Raw genomic sequence first — 20239 nt, 5'->3', positions numbered from 1 at the left:
GGCTGCGCTGGCCCTGTGCCACACCGAAGCAGCCTGGGGGCAGCGGCTACAGTATTCTGGTACGCAAGTTTTAATACTGCTGGAGATGCGCCATCATTTCCCGCAGCGCTTCAATGTTATCCGCGGGGTGCACGGCATTGTCAAAGTTGCCGATATTCGCCCACTCTTTTGCAATATCCTCCACGCTCATGCCCTGTTGTGGGTCGAAGCCCACGCCCAGGCTGCGTTCCCAACGCACTTTGCCGACCCAGCCTCCCCCCACTTCATATAAACCACCCGTGTCCTGGCATTGCTCGCTGCCCAGGTAAACCACCAACGGGCTGACCAGTTCAGGCTTGAGCAAGGCGAACACTTCAGGCGGCATCAGCCCTTCGGTCATGCGCGTGCCGCCGGTGGGCGCAATGGCGTTGACGAGGATATTGTTGCGGCGCCCTTCCAGCGCCAGGGTGCGGGTCAGGCCGTACAGGCCCAGCTTGGCCATGGCGTAGTTGGCCTGGCCGAAGTTGCCGTAGATGCCCGAGGTGGACGAGGTGAAAATCACCCGGCCGAAGTTCTGCTCGCGCAGGTGTGGCCAGGCGGCGTGGGTGAGTTTGTAGGCGCCCTGCACGTGCACCTGGTACACCTGGTCCCAGTCGCTGTCGTCCATTTTGTGGAAACTCTTGTCGCGCAGGATGCCGGCGTTGTTCACCAGCACGTCGACGCGGCCAAAGCTGTCCAGCGCCTGCTGGACGATCTTGTCACCGTCGGTGACCGACTCGTGGCTGGCAATGGCGGTGCCGCCAGCCTCGCGTATCTGCGCCACCACGCGGTCGGCGGCGGAGGCATTGGCACCTTCGCCGTGGGTGGAGCCACCCAAGTCATTGACCACCACCCGCGCGCCATGGCGGGCGAACAGCAAGGCGTGGGCACGCCCCAGGCCGCCGCCGGCGCCAGTGACAATCACCACTTTATCTTCGAAACGGACCGCGTCGCTCATGGCACTACTCCTGGCAGCACAAAAGGGGGGCATGGCGGCAGTGTCGTGCACGAGCGTTCCAGTCACAATAAAGACGCCCCTACCTGAATACGCCACGATAAGGCTGGGGGATGATCCCCCGCCCCGGCTTCAGGAATAGAGCCGCCGGCGTTCACTTGCAGCGGCTTGGGCCTGCAACTGGTCACGGAACGCCAGGTAGTGCTTGAGCACCTGTACCGGTGCTTCGGTGTGTGGGTAATGGCCGATGCCGGGCAGGGAAACCGTGTCGGCGCGATGGATCAGCTCGCGGTAGCGGGTCACCATGGGCCTGCCGCACACCGGGTCGAGCACGCCATTGATGAAGCGCAGCGGCACGCCGGCGTGTTGCATGGCCGTCACCCAGCGGTCACGGCGCAGGCGCCGCTCCACCAGGTAGCCACACAACCGGTGCAGCACGCGTGTGCCCTGGTTGGCGCGAATCAGGCTCCACCAGTCGTCCATGGCGCTTTCGCTGGGGCGGGTATCAGGGCCGTAGATCTGGCGCACGTTGTTGACCAGGGTCTCGCGGCTGAAGCTGCGGCTCACCAGCCAGCCCAGGGGGCTGATCAGCAGTTTCTGGATCAACAGGGCGCGGTGGGCCTCGGGAAACAGGCCGCCATTGAGGAATACGCAGCTGGCGATGCGCGCCAGGCCATGTTGGTGCCGGGCCAGCAGTTCCTGGGCGACGCTGTCCCCATAGTCATGGGCCAGCAGGTGCACCGGTTGCTGCACGTTCAGGTGCGCCAGCAGGGCCTGTTGCAGGTCAGCCTGCTCGATCAGGCTATAGGCGTGGTCCACGGGCTTGCTGGAGTCGCCGAACCCCAGCATGTCGCAGGCGATCAGGCGGTAGCGGCTGGCCAACGGTTGCCACAGGTAGTGCCAGTCCCAGCTGGCGGTAGGAAAGCCGTGCAGCAGCAACAGCGGCTCGCCGCGCCCCGCTACCCAGTAGCGAATGGCGTGGCCGCGAAAATCGAAGGTCTGCCCGCGGGTGCGCCATACCGTCAAGGGTATCTCGGCCAGTGGCGTGGCCGCGCGTGCCTGCCCGAGTGCCGCCTGGGCTGCCGGCGAAGGCGCTGGCGGCTCGCGATGCGCCCGGTCGCGGGCAATCGAAGTCGAGGGAACATGAGCTGTGGTCACGGACATTACCTCGGCACTTTCTGTGCTCTCCTGGCAGGAGTTTAACCAGCCCTCCCGCCGGGGGTAATTGCGTTGGCAGCCAGCTTATTGGCCTTGTGAGTCACCAGCAAAATCAAGCAGATAATGGATCCCATACGCGCTGAAACTAATCGTTTCAGCGACCAGGGTCAGGCGGCGCGCAGGCGCTCGATCAGCTGCGCCACCCACGGCTCGGCATCGGTCTCCGGGGTCACCGATTCACTGGCATCAAGGCGCAGCATGTCCTGCACCTCCTGCACGCCCAGCTCGGCGAACAGCTCGCGCAGTTGCTCGCCGCCGCCGCAGAAGGTGTCGCCATAACTGGCGTCGCCCAGGCCGATCACCGCGCCCGGCAGGCCGCGCAGGGCCGCCGGCAGTTGATCGCGCAGCTGCGAATACAGCGGCTGCAGGTTATCCGGCAACTCGCCCATGCCCGTGGTCGACGTCACCGCCAGCAAAGCCTGGGGCGCGGCGCCCAGCAGCTCCTCGAGGCTGGCGCGGGGGTTGTAGAAGGTCTCGAAACCGGCGGCGTCGAGCAGCGACTTCACGTGACGGGCCACTTCTTCAGCAGTGCCGTATACGGAGCCGGACAGGATGGCGACTTTCATTGCTTGGGTCCTGGGCAGGGTCAAAACCGCGATAGTAACAGGCCAGGGCCCTGGGACGCAGTGTGGCCATCTGCCAGACGCAGGGTGTGCGCACGCCCCGGTTGCTCTAGAATGGCCCGTGAACTGTCGTGGAATGCCTGAAATGATCAACGCCAAGCTGCTGCAACGGATGATGGATGCGTCCAATGACGGGATCGTCGTGGCCGAACAGGAGGGCGACGACAACATCCTCATCTACGTCAACCCGGCCTTCGAACGATTGACCGGCTACAGTTCCAATGAAATTCTCTACCGCGATTGCCGTTTCCTGCAGAATGGCGAACGCGATGAAGCCGCGCTGGCGTTGATCCGCCAGGCCATCGACCATGGCCAGCCGTGCCGCCAGCGCCTGCGCAACTATCGCAAGGACGGCTCGGCGTTCTGGAACGAGCTGTCGATCACTCCGGTGTACAACGAAAGCGACAAGCTCACCTACTTCATCGGCATCCAGAAGGATGTGACCGAGCAGGTGGAAGCCCAGGAGCGCGTGGCGCAGCTGCAACGCGAACTGGATGAAGCACGGGCGCGGATCATGGCCCTGGAAAACGACCAACGGCGCTAACTAACCGCCGAGGGTGCTGTCTACTGACCGAACAACCGCCTTATTCGCCTTCGAGCTCGATCATGCCAGTTGACGCCCTCCTTACCCAGGATGAGCTGGATTTCATTCGAACCATGCAGCACAACCCGCAGCTCAACGTGCGTGATACCACGGCGAGCCTGCTGGTCAATGGCGGCACGCAGATCCGTGACCTGCTGGCGCGCCTGGTGGCCAACGAACAGGTGACCATCCAGGCCCAGTTCGAAAACCAGCAGATGAGTTTCCCGCTGCAACTGGTGGAAGACGAATTCCACGCCGTGCACCTGAAGCTGGGCGCGCCCAGCATCTACGAGGACGGCCCCATGGTGCGGCCGTGGCGCATGGCGCTGAACCAGCCGGTGGTGCTGGAAGACGAAAAGGGCCGCATCACCGATTACCAGGTGCTGGAAATTTCCTTCGAAGGCGTGCTGCTGGAAATGCGCAACGGGCGCAACCCGCCGCGCCGCTTCTCACTGTGGTTCAACCCCGAAGGCCACGAGCCGATGCCCCTGCGCGGCACCCTGCGGCGCAAGACCGAACATGGCCACTACGCCTACCGCCTGAGCCAGGACAACCCGCAGGACACTGAACGCCTGCGCCAGTACATCCTCGCCCAGCACCGCCGCGCCCACCCGCAACTGCACGCGTAGGCCGCCTCAGGTATCCAGGTGCCCTGCCAGGTATTGCTGCAGGCGGCGCTGCATCAGGCGCCCGTCGCTGCCCAGGCACGCCACCTCGGTATTCACCAACGCGTCCTGCATCAGGTCGCTAGCCTCGCCGGCCAACATCAGCGGGCAGTCCAGGGCCAGGCCCACCTTGCGCAGGCGCTTGGGCGTGTCCGGGGCTGGCGGGTGGTTGGAGAACAGCACCATGGCCTGGGGCGCCAGTTTCTCGCACACCAGGCTCAACTCCTCCAGTGGCTGCCCCGGCGCCAGCACCTGCACCGCCACGTCGCTGCTGGCCAGCATCAGCCCGGCCACCAGCAGCTCCAGTTCGTGGCACTGGCCCGGAATGGCCGCCAGCAGCACGGTGCTTTCCTGCTGCTGATGACGCAACATTTGCAAGCGCTGCAAGGTGCGCCCACGCAGGAAGCTGTCCAGCAGCAACCATTCGCTGGCCTGCCCGAACGCGTCCTGGCGCAGCAGCAACGCCTGCCAGACGGGCATCAAGACGTCCTGGAACGCCACCACCACGGGGTAGCTGGCGAATATCTGGCCGTAGACCTGTTCCAGCCGGCGCTCGTCGAAGGCGTGTACGGCCTGGCGTACCTGCGCCTGCCATTCGCCCCACTCGCTGCTGGCCAGCGGCCGCTCCAGCGGCTCCGGCTGCGCCTTGGACGAGTGGCTGCGCGCGAGGATCTTGCCGACCTTGCTCACCGCCACGCCGCGCTCGATCCAGCCGAGGATGCTGCGCACCTCGTCGATGTCAGCCTGGGAGTAAAGGCGGTGCCCGCTTTCGGTGCGCGTGGGCCGAATCAGCCCATAACGGCGCTCCCAGGCGCGCAGGGTCACCGGGTTGATGCCGGTCAGGCGCGCTACCTCGCGGATGGGAAACAGCTCCTGGCGCGACGTTTGGGCGGCGGCAGAAGTGGCTGGAACGAAATCTGACATCGGTACGGGCGCCAAGGCGTGGGGTCAGCGGGCATTGTACCTTGGTTGGCACGATCTACCCAATTGCACGGATATCTGGCGTCAGCGAAACAGCACTGGCGCATTTTCGCCGTTCAGGAATAATCCTTGCTTGAATTTGCATGCAGGCCACCACCCCGGCCCTGCAGCGAGAGGCGCGCCCTACCCGGGAGGCCCGTACTGAACGGAGATACACAATGTCTACCCCCGTCACCCTGATGGTTGCGCGTCGCGTCGCCAATGGCCGCTACCACGACCTGATCGCCTGGCTGCGCGAAGGCGAACAACTGGCCACCGACTTCCCCGGCTACCTGGGCTCCGGCGTGCTGGCCCCGCCCCCCGATGACGACGAATTCCAGATCATCTTCCGCTTCGCCGACGAAACCACCCTGCACGCCTGGGAACACTCGGCCTCGCGCAGCGCCTGGCTGGCCCGTGGCAGCGGCCTGTTCGCCCAGCCCCACGAACACCGGGTCAGCGGCATCGACGGCTGGTTCGGCGACACTGGCCACATACGGCCGCCGCGCTGGAAGCAGGCGGTAGCCATCTGGCTGGCGTTTTTCCCGGTGTCGCTGCTGTTCAACTTCGTCCTGGGCCCGCTGCTGGGCGAGCTGAGCCTGGTGCCGCGCATCATGGTCAGCACCCTGGCCCTGACGCCAATCATGGTGTACTTCTTCATTCCGCTGTCCACGCGGTTGCTACATAACTGGTTGCACGCAGTGCCACAGCGCCCCGCCGCCGTCCACCAACCCTCGTAGCAGCTGCCGAAGGCTGCGTCAGCGCGCGCCCGGTGTACCGCGGTGCCTGGGACGCGGCCTTGCGGCCGCTGCTACGGGGCGGTTGTGCACTGGCCCGCCAGTGGTATAAGTTCCGGATAGACACCTGCCGCGAGCCACTGCATGCCCCGCCCCGCCCCTATTCTCATCACCGGCGCCAGCCAGCGCGTCGGCCTGCACTGCGCCGAGCGCCTGCTGGACGACGGCCAGCCGGTGATCGTCAGCTACCGCAGCGAGCGCGACAGCCTGGCGCGCCTGCGCGAGCGCGGCGCGGTGACGTTGTTCGGGGATTTCTCCAGCGAGGCGGGTATCCTCGCGTTCATCGCCTTGCTGAAGAAACACACCAGCGGGCTGCGTGCCATCGTTCATAATGCATCGGCCTGGCAGGCAGAAACGCCGGGCGAGGAAGCCCAGGCCTTCGCACAGATGGTCAGCGTGCACATGCTCGCGCCCTACCTGATCAACCTGCACTGCGCCGACCTGCTGCATGCCAGTGAAGTGGCGGACATCGTGCACATCAGCGATGACGTGACCCGCAAGGGCAGCAGCAAGCACATCGCCTACTGCGCCAGCAAGGCCGGCCTGGACAGCCTGACCCTGTCGTTCGCCGCCAAGTACGCGCCACGCATCAAGGTCAACGGCATCGCCCCGGCGCTGCTGATGTTCAATGAAGACGACGACGCGGCGTACCGCGCCAAGACCCTGGCCAAGTCGGCCATGGGCATCGAGCCAGGGCCGCAGGTGGTGTACCAGAGCCTGCGCTACCTGCTCGACAACCCCTATGTCACCGGCACTACCTTGACCGTCAACGGCGGCCGGCACGTAAAATAAGCGCCCCGCGCGAGGAAGTAGCTTCCATGAACCCCAGCCTGCCGCAACACTACCGCGCGATCCTCCAGGACCTGGGTGAAGACCCGGACCGCGAGGGCCTGCTCGACACCCCCAAGCGCGCGGCCAAGGCCATGCAGTACCTGTGTCACGGCTACGGCCAGACCCTGGAGGAGATCGTCAACGGTGCGCTGTTCGCCTCCGACAACGACGAGATGGTGATCGTCCAGGACATCGAGCTGTACTCGCTGTGCGAGCACCACCTGCTGCCCTTCATCGGCAAGGCCCACGTGGCCTACATCCCCACCGGCAAGGTGCTGGGGCTGTCGAAGATCGCGCGCATCGTCGACATGTTCGCCCGGCGCCTGCAGATCCAGGAGAACCTCACCCGCCAGATCGCCGAGGCGGTGCGTGACGTGACCGGCGCCGCCGGCGTGGCCGTGGTGATCGAGGCCAAGCACATGTGCATGATGATGCGCGGCGTGGAAAAACAGAATTCGGTGATGAACACCTCGGTGATGCTCGGTGCCTTCCGCGACTCGAGCACCACCCGCCAGGAATTCCTGCAATTGATTGGACGGAGCAAGTAATGCCACAACTGGAGCCAGGAATGGCGCGCATCCGGGTCAAGGACCTGTGCCTGCGCACCTTCATCGGAATCAACGAGGACGAGATCCTCAACAAGCAGGATGTGCTGATCAACCTGACCATCCTGTATGCGGCCCAGGAAGCGGTGCGTGACAACGACATCGACCACGCGCTGAACTACCGCACCATCACCAAGGCGGTGATCCAGCACGTGGAGGGCAACCGCTTTGCCCTGCTGGAACGTCTTACCCAGGAACTGCTGGACCTGGTGATGGCCAACCAGGCCGTGCTGTACGCCGAAGTCGAAGTCGATAAACCCCATGCCCTGCGCTTTGCCGAGTCGGTGTCGATCACCCTCGCGGCACGCCGCTGAACGGAAACCGCACCATGAACGATCAACAACGCCTGGAACTTGAAGCCGCGGCCTTCCGCCGCCTGGTGGAGCACCTGGGCAAGCGCACCGACGTGCAGAACATCGACCTGATGAACCTGGCCGGTTTCTGCCGCAACTGCCTGTCCAAGTGGTACAAGGCCGAGGCCGACGAGCGTCACATCGAGGTCAGCCTGGATGACGCCCGTGAAGTCGTGTACGGCATGCCGTACAACCAGTGGAAGACTCTTTATCAGCAAGAAGCCAGCGCCGAACAGCAAGCGGCGTTCGCCAAAGGAAAACAGCATGACTGAATTGAATACCCTGCGCGCCAGCCTCGCCACCGGCGAACACGTCTTCGCCGACACCCTGGCGTTCGTGGCCGCGCATTACGACTACCAGCCGCAGGCCTTCAGCAACGGTGCGCTGGAAAACGCCGCCGGCCAGAACGAAGGCTCGTGCAAGACCCTGGGCCTGGCCGTGCTGGAAGGCCTGAGCGACCAGGAAGCGCTGCTGGCGTTCGGCGAGCACTACCGTTCGGTAGTGGCCACGCCTGAAGGCAGCGACCACGGCAACATCCGCAACCTGATCGCCCACGGCCTGGCCGGGGTGAAGTTTGCCGCGCAGCCGCTGGCGCGCAAGGGCTGATACCTGCCCACAAAAAAACCGGCCTTGATGGCCGGTTTTTTTATGCCTGGCTGCAGGCAAGGCAGTTTGCAATTGTGGGAGCTGGCTTGCCAGCGAGCTTTTCAATGCTCAAAAACTCGCTGGCAAGCCAGCTCCCACATCAAGCCCGCCCCGCCCCTGGCTTGATTAGAACGAAGCGTTCTGCAGGCCGTCCAGGTAGCGTTCCACGTCCAGCGCAGCCATGCAGCCGGCGCCGGCCGAGGTGATGGCCTGGCGGTACACGTGGTCGGCCACGTCGCCGGCGGCGAACACGCCCTCGACGCTGGTAGCGGTGGCGTTGCCTTCACGGCCGCCGCTGACCACCATGTAGCCGTCCTTCAGGGCCAGCTGGCCTTCGAACAGCGAGGTGTTCGGGGTGTGGCCGATGGCAATGAACACGCCGTCGACTTTCAGCTCGTCGAAGCTGCCGTCGTTGTTCTTCAGGCGCGCACCGGTCACGCCCATGTTGTCACCCAGCACTTCGTCCAGGGTGGCGTTGAGCTTGAGCTCGATCTTGCCTTCGGCCACGCGGGCGTGCAGCTTGTCGATCAGGATCTTCTCGGCGCGGAAAGTCTCGCGGCGGTGCACCAGGGTGACCTTGCTGGCGATGTTGGCCAGGTACAGCGCTTCTTCCACGGCCGTGTTGCCACCGCCCACCACGGCGACCGGCTTGTTGCGGTAGAAGAAACCGTCGCAGGTGGCGCAGGCCGAAACGCCCTTGCCCATGAACGTTTCTTCCGACGGCAGGCCCAGGTAGCGGGCGCTGGCGCCAGTGGCGATGATCAGCGCGTCGCAGGTGTAGCTGGTGCCTTGGCCGGTCAGGGTGAACGGGCGCTTGGCCAGGTCAACGCCTTCGATGTGGTCGAAGATGATCTCGGTCTCGAAACGCTCGGCGTGCTCGCGCATGCGCTCCATCAGCGCCGGGCCGGTCAGGCCGTGGACGTCGCCCGGCCAGTTGTCGACTTCGGTGGTGGTGGTCAGTTGACCGCCGGCCTGCATGCCGGTGATCAGCAGCGGCTTGAGGTTGGCGCGGGCTGCGTAGACGGCAGCGCTGTAACCGGCAGGGCCGGAACCGAGGATGATCACTCGGGAATGACGTGCTTCAGACATGGCTGACTCCTATGGACCCCGACATTGTACGCCGGGGGCCCGAGGCCGGCGAACCGGCTGGAATTAAAAAAGGACGGCTGAAACCTTGGGGAAGGCTATTGCTCACCCGTCCTGGAAACCGCTTACAGGCTGGTGGCGTTCTCGGCCAGGTAGTCGGCCACGCCTTGGGCGTCGGCCTTCATGCCTTTCTGGCCTGGGCGCCAGCCGGCTGGGCAGACTTCGCCATACTGTTCGGTGAATTGCAGGGCTTCGACCAGGCGCACCATTTCGTCGACTTCACGGCCCAGCGGCAGGTTGTTGACCACCTGGTGCTGTACCACGCCTTTCTGGTCGATCAGGAACGAAGCGCGCAGGGCCACGCCGTCTTCGTGCTCGATGCCGTAGGCACGGGTGATCTCGTGCTTGACGTCGGCCACCATGGTGAACTCGACTTCGCCGATGCCACCCTTCTCCACCGGGGTGCTGCGCCAGGCGTAGTGGGTGAACTGCGAATCGATGGACACGCCAACCACTTCAACACCCAGCTCGCGGAATTTGGCGATGCGGTTGTTGTGGGCAATGATTTCCGATGGGCAGACGAAGGTGAAGTCCAGCGGCCAGAAGAACAGCACGATGTACTTGCCGTGCAGCGAGGACAGCTTGAAGCTGTCGACGATCGAACCGTCGCCCAGTACGGCCGGGGCGTCGAAGTCAGGGGCCTGCTTGTTGACGAGAATGGTCATGGAAACTCCTTGAAATGCAAAATTGAGGAAAAGGGTTAAGAAATTTGATGTGCGCACTGTAGCGAGGGGGCCAAGGGTAAGGAAATATCGATTCACAATCCACCTCATAGCCCCGCTCTATCCGATCGGACCTGGCACTCGAAGGCTTTGTTACAGCACATTGCTTCACTTTCCCACAGGGCCCAAAGCCGGTAATGTCGGCCAGTTTTCAACTCGGAGCACACCATGCACGCGCCTGTCCTGTCCGGCCCGCAATACCTGCGCGAAGGCCTGAAACTGGTCCTCAGCCCCGGCCTGCGACTCTTCGTCCTGCTGCCGCTGGCCATCAACCTGGTGCTGTTCGCCGGGCTTATCTATTTCGCCGGCCATGAATTCCGCCAATGGGTCGACCACCTGATGCCCACGCTGCCGTCGTGGCTGGGCTTCCTCAGCTATATCCTCTGGCCGCTGTTCGTGGCGCTGGTGGTGCTGATGGTGTTCTTCTGCTTCACCCTGGTGGCCAACATTGTCGCCGCGCCGTTCAACAGCTTCCTGGCGGAAAAAGTGGAAGTGGTGGTGCGTGGGCAGGACGATTTCCCTCCGTTCAAATGGGCCGAGCTGGCCCGCGAGGTGCCGCGCACCCTCAACCGCGAGCTGCGCAAGCTGGGCTATTTCCTGCCGCGCACCCTGGCGTTGTTCGTGCTGTCGCTGATCCCGGTGGTGAACGTGGTAGCGGCGCCGCTGTGGCTGCTGTTCGGCGTGTGGATGATGGCCATCCAGTACATCGACTACCCGGCCGACAACCACAAGATGAGCTGGCCCGACATGCTCGCCTGGCTGCGCCAGAAGCGCTGGCAGAGCCTGGGGTTTGGCGGGATTGTCTACCTGGTGCTGCTGATACCGGTGGTGAACCTGCTGATGATGCCGGCGGCGGTAGCCGGCGCCACCCTGTTCTGGGTGCGGGAACGCGGTTGAGCCGTAATGTGGGAGCTGGCTTGCCAGCGAGCTTTTGAGGCCCGCACAGCTCGCTGGCAAGCCAGCTCCCACAAAAGCCGTTACGGCGTATCGGCCCAATACGCCAGCAGGATAAACACCCACAACAATATCCCCGGCACCATGCACACATAATCCACCCAGTGCAGCCGGGAGTTGGCCTCGCCCAACGGGTCGTCCGCAGCAAAGTTCAGCAACTGCTGCCCCTTGCACACCGCCAGCCCCTGCACCACCAGCGCCGCCAGGCAGCCCAGGTCGGTCAACGGGTAACCAATGCCCGCCCGCGCCATGCCGTTGAACAGCAGCCCCAGCACCGTCGCCACCACAAAGCGGTTGGCCCACACTTCGGGCGGCTCGATGGCGTGCATGCCGCGCGCCTGCAGCAGGTCCTCGGCGCGAAACAGCAGGGCGTGGGTGAAGAACAGCGGCAGCAGGCCGCGGGCCAGGGGCGAGACCTTGGCACCGGTGGCGCGCTGGTAGCGGCGCCAGTTCTTCCATGACCAATACACCAGGTAAAGCCCCAGGCTGGCGAAAAACAAGGTGAAAAACTTGCCATCCGAGACGGTGTAGAACGCGGGCTCCCTGACCGCTGGCATACGCAGATCCGCCTGAGGCGGCGCGTAAAGGTTATCGGTCATGGCGATCACCCGGTTGCGCGCAGGTTGTCTCTAAACACTAGGCGATTTATCGCCGGGCGTAGGCGTCATGAATTCGTCACGGGGGTGAAATACGCCCGCAATCCCCTGATCCGACACTGGTTCCATGACCACACCACCGCTGCGCATCACCCTGGTTACCGAAACCTTTCCATCCGAAATCAACGGTGTGGCCAATACCCTTGGCCGCCTGAGCGATGGCCTGCGGGCCCGCGGCCACCACGTCGAGATCGTGCGGCCACGGCAAAACGTCGACGAACGGAATGGGGCAGACGACGAACTGATGCTCTGCCGCGGCTGGCCACTGCCTGGCTACCCCGGCCTGCAATGGGGCCAGGCGTCGATGCACAAGCTGCTGCGGCGCTGGCGCCGGGTGCGCCCCGACGTGCTGTACATCGCCACCGAAGGCCCGTTGGGCCTGAACGCCCTGCGCGCGGCGCGGCGCCTCAAGATCGCCGTGGTCAGTGGTTTCCACACCAATTTCCAGCAATACACCCGCGACTATGGCCTGGGCCTGCTGACGCGCCTGCTCACCGGCTACCTGCGCTGGTTCCACAACCGCACCCAACTGACCCTGGTGCCCAGCGCCACCCAGCGCCACAGCCTGGAACGCCGCGGCTTCGAGCGCCTGGCACTGCTGTCGCGCGGGGTGGACAGCCAGTTGTTCAACCCGGCACGGCGCAGCCAGGCCCTGCGCGACAGCTGGGGGCTGGGGCCAGACGACATTGCCTTGATCCATGTGGGCCGGCTGGCGCCGGAAAAGAACCTCGGCCTGCTCAAACGCAGCCTGCAGACCCTGCAACTGCATTACCCACTGCAGCGCCTGCGGCTGGTGATCGTCGGTGATGGGCCGCAACGGGCGCAACTTGAACAGGAGCTGCCCGAGGCGATTTTCTGTGGCGCGCAACGGGGCGAGGAGCTGGCAATGCACTACGCCAGCGGCGACGTGTTCCTGTTCCCCAGCCTCAGCGAGACCTTCGGCAACGTGGTGCTCGAAGCCCTGGCCTCGGGCCTGGGCGTGGTGGCCTACGACGAGGCCGCCGCCGGCCAGCACATTCGCCACGGCCACAACGGCGCCCTGGCCATGCCGGGCGACGAAGAAGCCTTCATCGACGCCGCCGGCTGGCTGCTGGAAGACAGCGAAACCCTGCGCCGCATCCGCCTCAATGCACGCCAGCACGCCAGCCGCCAGGGCTGGGCGGCAATCATCGAGCAATTCGAAACCCAGCTGCGCGGCGCCTGTCAGGCCGCCGCGCAACGCATGGGCGGGTTTGCGATCAAACCAGGCTCGTCAACGCTTCCCGGCTGAAGGGCAGGATGTCCTGCTCGCGGCCGTCACGCACCTTGGCGGCCCAGTCCGGGTCCACCAGCAAGGCACGGCCCACCGCCACCAGGTCGAACTCCTCGGCGTTCAGGCGCTGCAGCAGGTTTTCCAGGCTGGCGGGCTGCGCCACCTTGTCGGTGTCGACCATGAACTGCAGGAACTCGCCGTCCAGGCCAACGCTGCCCACGGTGATGGTCGGCTTGCCGGTGAGGTGGCGGGTCCAGCCGGCCAGGTTGAGGTCGGAACCTTCGAATTCCGGCTCCCAGAAACGCCGCGTCGAGCAGTGGAAAATGTCCACCCCGGCGTCGGCCAGTGGCTGCAGGAATTGCCCCAGGGCTTCCGGGGTCTGCACCAGGCGCGCGCTGTAGTCCTGCTGTTTCCACTGCGAGAAGCGGAAGATGATCGGGAAGCCCGGCCCCACGGCAGCGCGCACGGCCTGGACCAGCTCGATGGCGAAGCGCGAGCGCTTGGCCAGGCTGCCACCGTATTCGTCATCGCGCTGGTTGGTGCCTTCCCAGAAGAACTGGTCGATCAGGTAGCCGTGGGCGCCATGGATCTCCACGCCGTCCATGCCGATGGCCTTGGCGTCGGCAGCGGCCTGGGCGAACGCGGCGATCACGTCGGCGATGTCCTGGTGGCTCATGCCATGGATCAGCACCTTGCCGTCCTTGACCTTGCCCTGGGGGCCGTAGCCCGGCACTGCGGCGTCAGGCTCGGTGCCCAGGCGCCGCACGTTGCCCACGTGCCACAGTTGCGGAACGATCTTGCCGCCCTCGGCGTGCACCGCGTCCACCACTTGCTTCCAGCCTGCCAGCGCGTCGATGCCGTAGAAGCGCGGCACGTGCGGGTAGCCGTTGGCGGCCTTGTGGCCCACGGTGGTGCCTTCGGTGACGATCAGGCCGACGCCGGCGGCGGCGCGACGGCGGTAGTACTCCACCACCTTGGCGGTTGGCACGCCACCGGGCGAGAACGAACGGGTCATGGGCGCCATCACCACGCGGCTCGGCAGCTGCAGGGCACCCAACTGGAACGGCTTGAACAGAGCGTTGACCGACATGCGCAGATCCTCTGAAAGATGGCTCAAAGACCCGCAGCATAAAACGCCGCCAGCGTGGCTGACAGCACTATTGATTGCAGTGATAAGCGCCGCTAGCCGGGCACGAGGGCCCGGCCGCGTGGGCCTCAGCCCAGGGCTTTTTCGATGGCGTGGACCACCGTGGGATCGTCCGGCGCGGTGCGCGGCGAGAAACGCGCCAGCACGCGGCCGTCCTTGCCCACCAGGAACTTCTCGAAGTTCCAGGTGATGTCACCGGGGAACTCCGCACCCTCGCCCGCCAGCAGCTGGTAGAGGCGGTGGCGGCCATGGCCGTTCACCTCCAGCTTGGCGCTCAGGGGGAACGTCACCCCGTAGTTGAGGCTGCAGAATTGCTGGATCTCCTGCTCGCTGCCCGGTTCCTGCCCGGCAAACTGGTTGCACGGCAGGCCCAGCACACTGAACCCCTTGTCCTTGAAGGTCTGGTACAGGTTCTCCAGGGCGGCGTATTGCGGCGTCAGGCCACATTTGGACGCCACGTTGACCACTAGCACCACCTTGCCCTTGAAGGGCGCCAGGGGCAGTTCCTGGCCGTCGAGCGCCTGCAGTTTAAGGTCGTGGAAAATACTCATGACTAACTCCCCTATTCCATATCCCTGTGGCGCAAAGGCGCTGTGCGAAACACTAGCAGACAAAAAAGGCGCCCGTCCAAGCCCGATGAACACTCTTGCGAGATTTCATCAGGCCCGAACGGACGCCTTTTGGCTATCCGGGCTTACGCGCGCGGATTAATGGTGGTGACCACCTTCGCCGTGCACGTGACCGTGGGCGATTTCTTCCTGGCTGGCGTCACGGATGGCGACGATCTTGACCTGGAAGTTCAGGCGCTGGCCGGCCAGCGGGTGGTTGCCGTCGACGGTGACGTCGTCGCCGTCCAGGTCACGGATGGTGACGATTTGCATCTGGCCGTCCGGCGCGGAAGCGTGGAACTGCATGCCCACTTCCAGTTCGTCGACGCCTTCGAACATGCTGCGGCTCAAGGTGCTGACCAGTTCGGCCGAGTACTCGCCGTAGGCTTCTTCAGGTTCGATGGCAACGGTCAGTTCTTCACCGACGTCCTTGCCTTCCAGGGCCTTTTCCAGGCCTGGAATAATGTTACCTGCGCCTTGCAGGTACACCAGCGGCGCGCCGCCGGCGGAGCTGTCGATGACCTCACCAGCGTCGTTGGTCAGGGTATAGTCGATGGAGACAGCCTTGTTGGCAGCGATCGGCATGGGGCGACACCTTTTTGCATAAGAATGTAGAACGAACAAGTGTAACCAAGGCGTCGCCCGAAAGCGAACGCAACCCGGACCAACGGAACCGATGAACACCACCACAATCGTAGATTTCATCCGCGACGAACACGGCGACTGGGTCGCCGTGCTGTCCTGCGGCCACACCCAGCACCTGCGCCACCAGCCGCCCTGGCAGTCGCGCCCGTGGGTGCTGGACCCGCAACAACGCGCACAACAAATAGGCAAAAGCTTTCGCTGCGGCTGGTGTGCACGGCTGGAGGATAACGATACCCTTGGCAACTGATTTCGCGATCGGCCAGCCATAGGCCGACGCCCGCGCAGTGCTCATTCGGGAAGCTCGCATGCAGACATTTTTTATCGCGCCAACTGATTTCGGCGTCGGCCTCACTTCCATCAGCCTGGGCCTGGTGCGCACCCTGGAGCGTGCCGGCCTGACCGTCGGTTTCTTCAAGCCCATCGCCCAGCCGCACCCCGGCGACACCGGCCCGGAACGTTCCACCGAACTGATGGCGCGCACCCACGGCCTCAACCCACCCAAGCCCCTGGGCCTGGCCCACGTCGAGCGCATGCTGGGCGACGGCCAGCTGGACGAACTGCTGGAGGAAATCATCACCCTGTACCAGCAGGCGTCGGTGGGCAAGGACGTGCTGATTGTCGAGGGCATGGTGCCCACCCGCCACGCCAGCTACGCGGCGCGGGTCAACCAGCACCTGGCCAAGAGCATGGACGCCGACGTGATCCTGGTGTCCGCCGCCAGCGAGACCGAAGTGCTGGCCGAGCTGTCCGGCCGGGTGGAGTTGCAGGCGCAATTGTTCGGCGGCCCGCGCGACCCGAAGGTGCTCGGGGTGATCCTCAACAAGGTGCGCACCGACGAGAGCCTGGAAGCCTTCGCCGCGCGCCTCAAGGAACACTCGCCGCTGCTGCGTGGCGGCGACTTCCGCCTGCTGGGCTGCATTCCCTACCAGGCCGACCTCAACGCCCCCCGCACCCGCGACGTGGCCGAGTTGCTGGGCGCCCAGGTGATCAACGCCGGCGACTATGAAACCCGGCGCATGTCGAAAATCATCATCTGCGCGCGCACCGTGCTCAACACCCTGCAGCTGCTCAAGCCCGGCGTGCTGGTGGTGACCCCCGGCGACCGCGACGACATCATCCTGGCGGTGAGCCTGGCCGCCCTCAACGGCGTGCCCCTGGCCGGCCTGCTGCTGACCAGCGACACCCTGCCCGACCCACGCCTGATGGAGCTGTGCCGCGGTGCGCTGCAGGCCGGGCTACCGGTGCTGTCGGTGAGCACCGGCTCCTACGACACCGCCACCCAGCTCAACCAGCTGAACAAGGAAATACCCATCGATGACCGCGAGCGCGCGGAGATCATCACCGACTTCGTCGCCAGCCACCTCGACGCCCACTGGCTGCACCAGCGCTGCGGCACCCCGCGCGAGCTGCGGCTGTCGCCGGCAGTGTTCCGCTACCAACTGATCCAGCGCGCCCAGCACGCCAACAAGCGCATCGTCCTGCCTGAAGGCGCCGAGCCGCTGATGGTGCAGGCGGCGGCCATCTGCCAGGCCCGCGGCATCGCCCGTTGCGTGCTGCTGGCCAAGCCTGCGGACGTGCACGCGGTGGCAAGCGCCCAGGGCATCGTGCTGCCCGAGGGGCTGGAGATCCTCGACCCGGAAGTGGTGCGCGAGCGCTACGTGGAACCCATGGTGGCGCTGCGCAAGAGCAAGAGCCTGAACGCGCCCATGGCCGAGCAGCAGCTGGAAGACAACGTGGTGATCGGCACCATGATGCTCGCCCTCGACGAGGTCGACGGCCTGGTGTCGGGCCTGGTGCACTCCACCGCCAACACCATCCGCCCGGCCCTGCAGCTGATCAAGACCGCGCCGGGCTGCAGCCTGGTGTCCTCGGTGTTCTTCATGCTGTTCCCCGACCAGGTGCTAGTGTACGGCGACTGCGTGATGAACCCGCACCCCAGCGCCGGCGAGCTGGCGGAAATCGCCCGGCAGAGCGCCGACTCCGCCGAGGCCTTCGGCATTCCTGCGCGGGTGGCGATGATCAGCTATTCCAGTGGCGACTCGGCCAGCGGCGACGACGTCGAGAAGGTCCGCGAAGCCACCCTGCTGGCCCGCGAGGCCCAGCGCGACCTGCTGATCGACGGCCCGCTGCAGTACGACGCCGCCGCCAACGAGACCATCGCCCGCCAGCTGGCCCCCAACAGCGAGGTGGCCGGGCGCGCCACGGTGTTCGTGTTCCCCGACCTGAACACCGGCAACACCACCCACAAGGCGGTGCAGCGCAGCGCCGACTGCGTCAGCCTGGGCCCCATGCTGCAAGGCCTGCGCAAGCCGGTCAACGACCTGCCGCGCGGCGCCCAGGTCGACGACATCGTCTACACCATCGCCCTCACCGCCATCCAGGCTCACCGCCGCGTGGCTAACCAGGAAACCCCATGAAACCGATTCCGGCGCCAGTGCGAGGCGTGATCGCCTCGCTGTTGTTGGCGTGCAACACCGTGCTGTGCTGCACCCCGCTGTTCATCGTCAGCCTGTTCAAGCTGTGCCTGCCCTTCCCGGCGGCGCAGCGCGTGACCGACGTGCTGATGCGTCACATCCACGAAGCCTGGATCACCCTGAACAAGGGCTGGATGAAACTGCTGTGCCGCACCCGCTGGCAGGTCAGTGGCCTGCAGGGGCTGGACTACCAGCACTCGTACCTGATCACCAGCAACCACCAGAGCTGGGTCGACATCCTGGCGCTGCAGTACGTGCTCAACCGGCGCATCCGGCCGCTGAAGTTCTTCCTCAAGCAGGAACTGATCTGGGTGCCCGTGATAGGCCTGGCCTGGTGGGCCCTGGGCTTCCCGTTCATGAAACGCTACTCCAAGGCCTACCTGGCCAAGCACCCGGAGAAGCAGGGCAAGGACCTGGAAACCACGCGCCGCACCTGCGCCCGGTTCGCCGGCAAGCCCACGGCCATCTTCAACTTCGCCGAGGGCACGCGCTTCACCCCGGCCAAGCACGCCCAGCAGCAGTCGCCGTTCAGGCACCTGCTCAAGCCCAAGGCCGGTGGCATCGCCTTCGTGCTGGATGCCATGGGCGAGCAGCTGGAGTCCATCGTCAACGTCACCATCGACTACCCGGGCGGCCGCCCAGGGTTCTGGGACCTGCTGTGCGGGCGGGTGCGCAATGTGACGGTGCAGCTGGAAGAGATCGCCATCCCGGCGCAGTTCATCGGCCGCAGCTACGACCAGGACGTGCAGTACCGGGCGCAGTTCCAGCAGTGGGTGAACGAGCTGTGGGTGGCGAAAGATGAAGCGCTGGACAAGATGAAACACTGACAGGTGGGAGCTGGCTTGCCAGCGAGTTTTTCGATGGGCCCAAAAGCTCGCTGGCAAGCCAGCTCCCACAAAAAAATCCCGCCATGAGGCGGGATTTTTCATTTACTGCTGCTGGTACTGCGCACCCGGCAGCGGCTTGAGGTTGACCTCTACCCGGCGGTTCTGCGCACGGCCGTTGGCATCGGCGTTGCTGGCAATAGGCTGGTCAGGGCCGGCACCGCGCACCGACACGTGGGACGGATCCACGCCCTGGGAGGTCAGGTAGGTGGCCACGCTCTGGGCACGGGCCTGGGACAGGTCCATGTTGTGCTGGCGGCTGCCGGTGCTGTCGGTGTAGCCGACGATCTCGATCAGGTTCTGGTTGTACTGCTTGAACGAACCGGCCAGGTTGTTCAGCGGCGAGTAGAAGCTTGGCGCGATCGACGACGAGTCGGTGGCGAAGGTGATGTTGCCCGGCATGATCAGCTTGATCTGGTCACCTTCACGCTGTACCTGCACGCCAGTGTTGGCCATGGAGGCACGCAGGGCCTTCTCCTGCTTGTCGGCGTAGTAGCCATAACCGGCGCCGCCGGCACCGCCCAGTGCCGCGCCGATCAGCGCGCCCTTGCCGCGGTTGTTGTGGTCGATGGCAGCACCTGCCACCGCGCCGGCCAGGGCGCCCAGGCCGCCGTAGGTGGCGGTCTTGTTCACGCCAGAACCCTGGCTCTGGTTGTCATACGGGTTGTTTTGCGAGGCACAGCCGGCCAGCAGGGCAACGGCGGTGGCAGCAATAATCAGGCGACGCGACATTTCAGGAAACTCCTGTACTTGCAGTGGTAAAACAGCGGCTGTTGACGAGCAGACTGCTGCGCCAATTAGACACCTTAAATGGTCAGAATTCCGTGAAGTAACATTCAGACACGAACAAATGGATTCTCGCGCATTTCGTCCCCCAGGCGCGTGTCCGGGCCGTGCCCGGTGACCACCGTGGCGTCTTCGTCCAGGCGGTACAAACGCTCCTTGATGGAACGAACGATAGTCCGTTGATCGCCGCCCCACAAATCCGTGCGGCCGATGCCACGGCGGAACAGCGTGTCCCCGGCGATCAGCAGCTTGGCGTCGGCGAACCAGAAACTCATCGACCCTGGCGTGTGCCCAGGCGTATGCAGCGCCACACCGCAGCCGCAGGCCAGCTCTTCGTCATCGCCCAGCCAGCGGTCTGGCGGCGGCACTGGCGTGTAGGGCACGCCGAACATCTGGCATTGCATCTCCAGGTTGTCCCACAGGAACTGGTCGTCCTTGTGCAGGTGCAGCGTGGCCCCGGTCTTCTCCTTCAACTGGCCCGAGGCCAGGAAGTGGTCCAGGTGAGCATGGGTGTGGATGATGCTCACCACTTTCAGGCCATGGGCGTCCAGGCGTGCCATGATCAGGTCGGGGTTGCCGCCCGGGTCGACGACGATGGCCTTTTTGCTGATGGGGTCGCCGATGATGGTGCAGTTGCACTGCAGGGGGCCGACGGGGAAGGTTTCGCGGATCAACGTAGGGTGGGTAGCGTTCATGGTTCTTTCTGCTGCCG

The 20239-nt window shown here is 64.8% G+C and carries 25 protein-coding genes; 13 read left to right on the top strand and 12 right to left on the bottom strand.

Going from position 1 to position 20239, the window contains the following annotated elements; all coding sequences use genetic code 11:
- Positions 1–70: 70 nt before the first annotated feature.
- The 3 genes from ACWKWX_RS17985 to ACWKWX_RS17975 form a co-directional block, all read right to left on the bottom strand.
- Positions 71–976 (bottom strand): SDR family oxidoreductase, encoded by a 906-nt coding sequence (locus tag ACWKWX_RS17985; protein ID WP_416422570.1) that lies wholly within the window; start codon positions 974–976, stop codon positions 71–73.
- 129 nt (positions 977–1105) lie between these two features.
- Entirely contained in the window at positions 1106–2014 is a 909-nt protein-coding gene (locus tag ACWKWX_RS17980; RefSeq protein WP_416427537.1) for an alpha/beta fold hydrolase, read from the bottom strand.
- A 284-nt stretch (positions 2015–2298) separates the two neighbouring features.
- Positions 2299–2757 carry a flavodoxin gene (locus tag ACWKWX_RS17975; protein WP_483828493.1) on the bottom strand — a complete coding sequence of 153 codons (459 nt, stop codon included), beginning with the start codon at positions 2755–2757 and terminating at the stop codon, positions 2299–2301.
- Between the two features lie 142 nt (positions 2758–2899).
- On the opposite strand from ACWKWX_RS17975, the gene ACWKWX_RS17970 reads away from it, so the two are divergent.
- Together ACWKWX_RS17970 and ACWKWX_RS17965 are read left to right on the top strand one after the other, a co-directional pair.
- Positions 2900–3358, top strand: coding sequence for a PAS domain-containing protein (locus ACWKWX_RS17970; protein WP_416422568.1), 459 nt, complete (start codon positions 2900–2902; stop codon positions 3356–3358).
- Positions 3359–3420: 62 nt separating this feature from the next.
- The gene (locus ACWKWX_RS17965; protein ID WP_416422567.1) at positions 3421–4026 is read left to right on the top strand and encodes a PilZ domain-containing protein; all 606 of its coding nucleotides are present in this window, start codon (positions 3421–3423) and stop codon (positions 4024–4026) included.
- A 6-nt stretch (positions 4027–4032) separates the two neighbouring features.
- On the opposite strand, the gene ACWKWX_RS17960 is transcribed toward ACWKWX_RS17965, so the two are convergent.
- Positions 4033–4986: a MerR family transcriptional regulator gene (locus ACWKWX_RS17960; RefSeq protein ID WP_416422566.1), complete on the bottom strand. Its 954-nt coding sequence runs from the start codon at positions 4984–4986 to the stop codon at positions 4033–4035.
- A gap of 215 nt (positions 4987–5201) precedes the next feature.
- Here ACWKWX_RS17960 and ACWKWX_RS17955 point away from each other — a divergent pair, with 215 nt between their 5' ends.
- From ACWKWX_RS17955 to ACWKWX_RS17930, 6 genes are all read left to right on the top strand, one after another.
- Positions 5202–5762, top strand: a complete 561-nt coding sequence (locus tag ACWKWX_RS17955) for an antibiotic biosynthesis monooxygenase (protein ID WP_416422565.1) — start codon at positions 5202–5204, stop codon at positions 5760–5762.
- Between the two features lie 141 nt (positions 5763–5903).
- A complete protein-coding gene (folM, locus tag ACWKWX_RS17950) occupies positions 5904–6611 on the top strand; it encodes a dihydromonapterin reductase (RefSeq protein WP_473005424.1) in 708 nt (235 codons plus the stop codon).
- Positions 6612–6637: 26 nt separating this feature from the next.
- Positions 6638–7198 carry a GTP cyclohydrolase I FolE gene (gene folE, locus ACWKWX_RS17945; protein WP_416422563.1) on the top strand — a complete coding sequence of 187 codons (561 nt, stop codon included), beginning with the start codon at positions 6638–6640 and terminating at the stop codon, positions 7196–7198.
- Positions 7198–7569 (top strand): dihydroneopterin triphosphate 2'-epimerase, encoded by a 372-nt coding sequence (gene folX / locus ACWKWX_RS17940; RefSeq protein WP_483828492.1) that lies wholly within the window; start codon positions 7198–7200, stop codon positions 7567–7569. The genes folE and folX overlap by 1 nt, the downstream gene beginning before the upstream one ends.
- Positions 7570–7583: 14 nt before the next feature.
- Positions 7584–7880, top strand: a complete 297-nt coding sequence (locus ACWKWX_RS17935) for a DUF1244 domain-containing protein (RefSeq protein ID WP_416422562.1) — start codon at positions 7584–7586, stop codon at positions 7878–7880.
- Positions 7873–8214 carry a HopJ type III effector protein gene (locus tag ACWKWX_RS17930; protein WP_483828491.1) on the top strand — a complete coding sequence of 114 codons (342 nt, stop codon included), beginning with the start codon at positions 7873–7875 and terminating at the stop codon, positions 8212–8214. The genes ACWKWX_RS17935 and ACWKWX_RS17930 overlap by 8 nt, the downstream gene beginning before the upstream one ends.
- A 165-nt stretch (positions 8215–8379) precedes the next feature.
- Here the strand turns inward: ACWKWX_RS17930 and trxB are convergent, their stop codons facing one another.
- Both trxB and ACWKWX_RS17920 read right to left on the bottom strand, forming a co-directional pair.
- Entirely contained in the window at positions 8380–9342 is a 963-nt protein-coding gene (trxB, locus tag ACWKWX_RS17925; RefSeq protein WP_416422560.1) for a thioredoxin-disulfide reductase, read from the bottom strand.
- 122 nt (positions 9343–9464) lie between these two features.
- Complete coding sequence (locus ACWKWX_RS17920) at positions 9465–10064, bottom strand: peroxiredoxin (RefSeq protein ID WP_416422559.1); 600 nt, start codon at positions 10062–10064, stop codon at positions 9465–9467.
- A 225-nt stretch (positions 10065–10289) separates the two neighbouring features.
- Between ACWKWX_RS17920 and cysZ the strand changes: the two genes are divergently transcribed.
- The gene (cysZ, locus tag ACWKWX_RS17915; protein ID WP_416422558.1) at positions 10290–11018 is read left to right on the top strand and encodes a sulfate transporter CysZ; all 729 of its coding nucleotides are present in this window, start codon (positions 10290–10292) and stop codon (positions 11016–11018) included.
- Positions 11019–11098: 80 nt separating this feature from the next.
- On the opposite strand, the gene ACWKWX_RS17910 is transcribed toward cysZ, so the two are convergent.
- The gene (locus ACWKWX_RS17910; protein WP_416422557.1) at positions 11099–11674 is read right to left on the bottom strand and encodes a hypothetical protein; all 576 of its coding nucleotides are present in this window, start codon (positions 11672–11674) and stop codon (positions 11099–11101) included.
- A 124-nt stretch (positions 11675–11798) separates the two neighbouring features.
- Between ACWKWX_RS17910 and ACWKWX_RS17905 the strand changes: the two genes are divergently transcribed.
- Positions 11799–13001 carry a glycosyltransferase family 4 protein gene (locus tag ACWKWX_RS17905; RefSeq protein WP_483828490.1) on the top strand — a complete coding sequence of 401 codons (1203 nt, stop codon included), beginning with the start codon at positions 11799–11801 and terminating at the stop codon, positions 12999–13001.
- Here ACWKWX_RS17905 and ACWKWX_RS17900 read toward each other — a convergent pair.
- The 3 genes from ACWKWX_RS17900 to ACWKWX_RS17890 all read right to left on the bottom strand — a co-directional run bounded on the left by ACWKWX_RS17900 (position 12970) and on the right by ACWKWX_RS17890 (position 15323).
- Complete coding sequence (locus ACWKWX_RS17900) at positions 12970–14073, bottom strand: NADH:flavin oxidoreductase (RefSeq protein ID WP_483828489.1); 1104 nt, start codon at positions 14071–14073, stop codon at positions 12970–12972. The two genes, ACWKWX_RS17905 and ACWKWX_RS17900, sit on opposite strands and share 32 nt — an antisense overlap.
- 125 nt (positions 14074–14198) lie before the next feature.
- Positions 14199–14681, bottom strand: coding sequence for a glutathione peroxidase (locus tag ACWKWX_RS17895; protein WP_416422554.1), 483 nt, complete (start codon positions 14679–14681; stop codon positions 14199–14201).
- 156 nt (positions 14682–14837) lie between these two features.
- Complete coding sequence (locus tag ACWKWX_RS17890; protein WP_268145453.1) at positions 14838–15323, bottom strand: FKBP-type peptidyl-prolyl cis-trans isomerase; 486 nt, start codon at positions 15321–15323, stop codon at positions 14838–14840.
- A gap of 91 nt (positions 15324–15414) precedes the next feature.
- On the opposite strand from ACWKWX_RS17890, the gene ACWKWX_RS17885 reads away from it, so the two are divergent.
- Genes ACWKWX_RS17885 through ACWKWX_RS17875 form a run of 3 tightly spaced genes read left to right on the top strand, consistent with a single transcriptional unit; the run spans position 15415 to position 18684 of the window.
- Positions 15415–15630: a DUF3565 domain-containing protein gene (locus ACWKWX_RS17885; protein WP_483828488.1), complete on the top strand. Its 216-nt coding sequence runs from the start codon at positions 15415–15417 to the stop codon at positions 15628–15630.
- A 58-nt stretch (positions 15631–15688) separates the two neighbouring features.
- Positions 15689–17800, top strand: a complete 2112-nt coding sequence (pta, locus tag ACWKWX_RS17880) for a phosphate acetyltransferase (protein WP_416422553.1) — start codon at positions 15689–15691, stop codon at positions 17798–17800.
- Positions 17797–18684: a 1-acylglycerol-3-phosphate O-acyltransferase, YihG family gene (locus ACWKWX_RS17875; protein ID WP_416422552.1), complete on the top strand. Its 888-nt coding sequence runs from the start codon at positions 17797–17799 to the stop codon at positions 18682–18684. Before pta ends, ACWKWX_RS17875 begins: the two co-directional genes overlap by 4 nt.
- Before the next feature lie 102 nt (positions 18685–18786).
- Here the strand turns inward: ACWKWX_RS17875 and ACWKWX_RS17870 are convergent, their stop codons facing one another.
- Together ACWKWX_RS17870 and ACWKWX_RS17865 are read right to left on the bottom strand one after the other, a co-directional pair.
- Complete coding sequence (locus ACWKWX_RS17870; protein ID WP_416422551.1) at positions 18787–19473, bottom strand: YiaD family glycine zipper/OmpA-like lipoprotein; 687 nt, start codon at positions 19471–19473, stop codon at positions 18787–18789.
- Positions 19474–19577: 104 nt separating this feature from the next.
- Entirely contained in the window at positions 19578–20222 is a 645-nt protein-coding gene (locus ACWKWX_RS17865; protein WP_416422550.1) for an MBL fold metallo-hydrolase, read from the bottom strand.
- Positions 20223–20239 lie beyond the last annotated feature (17 nt).

Source organism: Pseudomonas imperatae, assembly GCF_057128625.1.
Note: the sequence above shows the minus strand (reverse complement) of the source record. Positions and strands in the feature narration are given on the sequence as shown.

Coding starts and splice junctions, on each gene's coding strand:
- ACWKWX_RS17970 (WP_416422568.1), top strand. CDS start 2,900: ATGATCAACGCCAAGCTGCTGCAACGGATGATGGATGCGTCCAATGAC.
- ACWKWX_RS17930 (WP_483828491.1), top strand. CDS start 7,873: ATGACTGAATTGAATACCCTGCGCGCCAGCCTCGCCACCGGCGAACAC.
- ACWKWX_RS17890 (WP_268145453.1), bottom strand. CDS start 15,323: ATGCCGATCGCTGCCAACAAGGCTGTCTCCATCGACTATACCCTGACC.
- folE (WP_416422563.1), top strand. CDS start 6,638: ATGAACCCCAGCCTGCCGCAACACTACCGCGCGATCCTCCAGGACCTG.
- ACWKWX_RS17905 (WP_483828490.1), top strand. CDS start 11,799: ATGACCACACCACCGCTGCGCATCACCCTGGTTACCGAAACCTTTCCA.
- folM (WP_473005424.1), top strand. CDS start 5,904: ATGCCCCGCCCCGCCCCTATTCTCATCACCGGCGCCAGCCAGCGCGTC.
- ACWKWX_RS17960 (WP_416422566.1), bottom strand. CDS start 4,986: ATGTCAGATTTCGTTCCAGCCACTTCTGCCGCCGCCCAAACGTCGCGC.
- ACWKWX_RS17870 (WP_416422551.1), bottom strand. CDS start 19,473: ATGTCGCGTCGCCTGATTATTGCTGCCACCGCCGTTGCCCTGCTGGCC.
- ACWKWX_RS17985 (WP_416422570.1), bottom strand. CDS start 976: ATGAGCGACGCGGTCCGTTTCGAAGATAAAGTGGTGATTGTCACTGGC.
- ACWKWX_RS17875 (WP_416422552.1), top strand. CDS start 17,797: ATGAAACCGATTCCGGCGCCAGTGCGAGGCGTGATCGCCTCGCTGTTG.
- pta (WP_416422553.1), top strand. CDS start 15,689: ATGCAGACATTTTTTATCGCGCCAACTGATTTCGGCGTCGGCCTCACT.
- ACWKWX_RS17900 (WP_483828489.1), bottom strand. CDS start 14,073: ATGTCGGTCAACGCTCTGTTCAAGCCGTTCCAGTTGGGTGCCCTGCAG.
- ACWKWX_RS17910 (WP_416422557.1), bottom strand. CDS start 11,674: ATGACCGATAACCTTTACGCGCCGCCTCAGGCGGATCTGCGTATGCCA.
- folX (WP_483828492.1), top strand. CDS start 7,198: ATGCCACAACTGGAGCCAGGAATGGCGCGCATCCGGGTCAAGGACCTG.
- ACWKWX_RS17975 (WP_483828493.1), bottom strand. CDS start 2,757: ATGAAAGTCGCCATCCTGTCCGGCTCCGTATACGGCACTGCTGAAGAA.
- ACWKWX_RS17965 (WP_416422567.1), top strand. CDS start 3,421: ATGCCAGTTGACGCCCTCCTTACCCAGGATGAGCTGGATTTCATTCGA.
- cysZ (WP_416422558.1), top strand. CDS start 10,290: ATGCACGCGCCTGTCCTGTCCGGCCCGCAATACCTGCGCGAAGGCCTG.
- trxB (WP_416422560.1), bottom strand. CDS start 9,342: ATGTCTGAAGCACGTCATTCCCGAGTGATCATCCTCGGTTCCGGCCCT.
- ACWKWX_RS17935 (WP_416422562.1), top strand. CDS start 7,584: ATGAACGATCAACAACGCCTGGAACTTGAAGCCGCGGCCTTCCGCCGC.
- ACWKWX_RS17885 (WP_483828488.1), top strand. CDS start 15,415: ATGAACACCACCACAATCGTAGATTTCATCCGCGACGAACACGGCGAC.
- ACWKWX_RS17955 (WP_416422565.1), top strand. CDS start 5,202: ATGTCTACCCCCGTCACCCTGATGGTTGCGCGTCGCGTCGCCAATGGC.
- ACWKWX_RS17865 (WP_416422550.1), bottom strand. CDS start 20,222: ATGAACGCTACCCACCCTACGTTGATCCGCGAAACCTTCCCCGTCGGC.
- ACWKWX_RS17895 (WP_416422554.1), bottom strand. CDS start 14,681: ATGAGTATTTTCCACGACCTTAAACTGCAGGCGCTCGACGGCCAGGAA.
- ACWKWX_RS17920 (WP_416422559.1), bottom strand. CDS start 10,064: ATGACCATTCTCGTCAACAAGCAGGCCCCTGACTTCGACGCCCCGGCC.